This window comes from Planomonospora algeriensis (assembly GCF_977012225.1).
In genome coordinates this window covers 1-1,552 of sequence record NZ_CDRNDK010000820.1, presented here as the reverse complement: position 1 = coordinate 1,552, position 1,552 = coordinate 1, and the positions used below count along the sequence as shown (strand labels likewise).

Sequence of the window (1,552 nt, the reverse complement as noted above, 5' to 3'; positions counted from 1 at the left end):
CGGAAGGTGTCAAGTCAAATGCGACAGGGAGTCGGCTGATCTGATCGCTAGGCTGCCTCTTCCTCGGGCTGGTTGATGTACGCGACCTGAGGAATCTCGGGAAGTCGGGGTGCGCGGGTGAACCGGTGGGGATTGGCCGCGCGGAAGCGTTCGATCGTCTCGGCTCGCTGGTCCTGGATGGCGTGGGCGGTGCCCATGTGCACGGTGAACGGCGTGTGCAGGCCGATCCCGGCGTGGTAGTGCTCATGGTTGTAGTAGGTGAAAAACCGCTGGCAGAAGGCCTGCGCGTCGGCCAGGGAGGCGAATCGGTCGGGGAAGACCGGGCAGTACTTAAGGGTCTTGAACGCGGCCTCGCTGTAGGGGTTGTCGTTGCTCACCTTCGGCCGGGAGTGCGACTTGACGATGCCGAGGGCGGCGAGCAGGTCGGTGACCGCGCGGGAGGTCATCGAGGTGCCGTTGTCGGAGTGGATGACCTCCGGCGCGATGCCGCCGTTGGCGCGGACCGTGTTCTGCATGAATTCAGCCGCCAGTTCCCCGGTTTCACGCAGGTGGATCTCCCAGTGCACGACGTAGCGCGAGAAAATGTCGATCATGACGTAGAGGTCGTAGTACTGCCGGTCGGCGGGGCCGTGCAGCTTGGTGATGTCCCAGCTGAAGATCTCGTTGGGGGCGCGGGCCACCAGGTAGGGCTTCTTGCGGGCCTCATGGCGGGCCTGGGCGCGGCGCTCGCGGACCTGGTCGCGTTCGCGCAGCAGCCGGTACATGGTCGATACCGACGCCAGGTAGGCGCCCTCGTCCAGCAGCGCCGCCCAGACCTGGCGGGGCGCCTTGTCGACGAACCGGGCACTGTTGAGTGCGCCGATCAGCTCTTCGCGCTCGGCGTCGGTCAGCTTGTTGGGCGGCGCGGGACGCGGGGCCGGCTCGTGCTCGGCCGGTTCGGCCAGGCTGCGGTAGTAGGAGCCGCGAGCCACGCCGGCCAGGGCGCACGAGTGGTTGATCGGCAGCACGGTGGTGAGCAGGTCAAGCGTCTCGCGCCGGCAGGTGGTCACGAGGTCTCGTTCTCCGCGCTCTCGGAGATCATTTCCAAGAGCGCGAAACCTTTTCCCATGATGTCCAGGGCCGCTTCGGTCTGCGCGAGCTTCTTCTCGGCTTTGGCCTTGTCCCTGGTCAGCGCCGCGTTCTCCTTGCGCAGTCGTTCCAGCTCCAGTTGCTCGGGCGTCTTACGCGCCCGCGCGGAGCTCGCCGGGCCGGCCGCGGTCAGCTCGCCGTTGTCGCGCTGGCGACGCCACAGGTCGATGCTCGTGCTGTAGAGACCCTCGCGCCGCAGGACCCTGCCCTTCTCCCCGTCCGGTGTGGCCTCGTACTCCGCGACGATCCGCAGCTTGTACTCGGCCGAGAAGTGTCGTCGTCTGGGCCGGTCACTTCGGGGGCCGTCACCGCGTTGAAGGTCATGGCTGGTCATGGTCATTGTGCTCGATACCCGTTCTTGCCCTGCTCATGTCAGTTAAGGCACTTAGTCCCTGTTTGTCTCACTTGAGCTTGGCACAGAGGG

2 protein-coding genes are annotated in these 1,552 nt (G+C 66.0%); both read right to left on the bottom strand.

Annotated features, from left to right (window positions below; translation table 11 throughout):
* Window positions 1-47: 47 nt before the first annotated feature.
* Window positions 48-1,049 carry an IS3 family transposase gene (locus tag ACWJ6R_RS36080; protein ID WP_449066505.1) on the bottom strand — a complete coding sequence of 334 codons (1,002 nt, stop codon included), beginning with the start codon at window positions 1,047-1,049 and terminating at the stop codon, window positions 48-50.
* A complete protein-coding gene (locus ACWJ6R_RS36075) occupies window positions 1,046-1,462 on the bottom strand; it encodes a transposase (RefSeq protein WP_449066504.1) in 417 nt (138 codons plus the stop codon). Before ACWJ6R_RS36075 ends, ACWJ6R_RS36080 begins: the two co-directional genes overlap by 4 nt.
* Window positions 1,463-1,552 lie beyond the last annotated feature (90 nt).

Bases quoted from the DNA above. Each gene is read 5' to 3' on its own strand.
- ACWJ6R_RS36075 (WP_449066504.1), bottom strand. From the start codon at position 1,462: ATGACCAGCCATGACCTTCAACGCGGTGACGGCCCCCGAAGTGACCGG.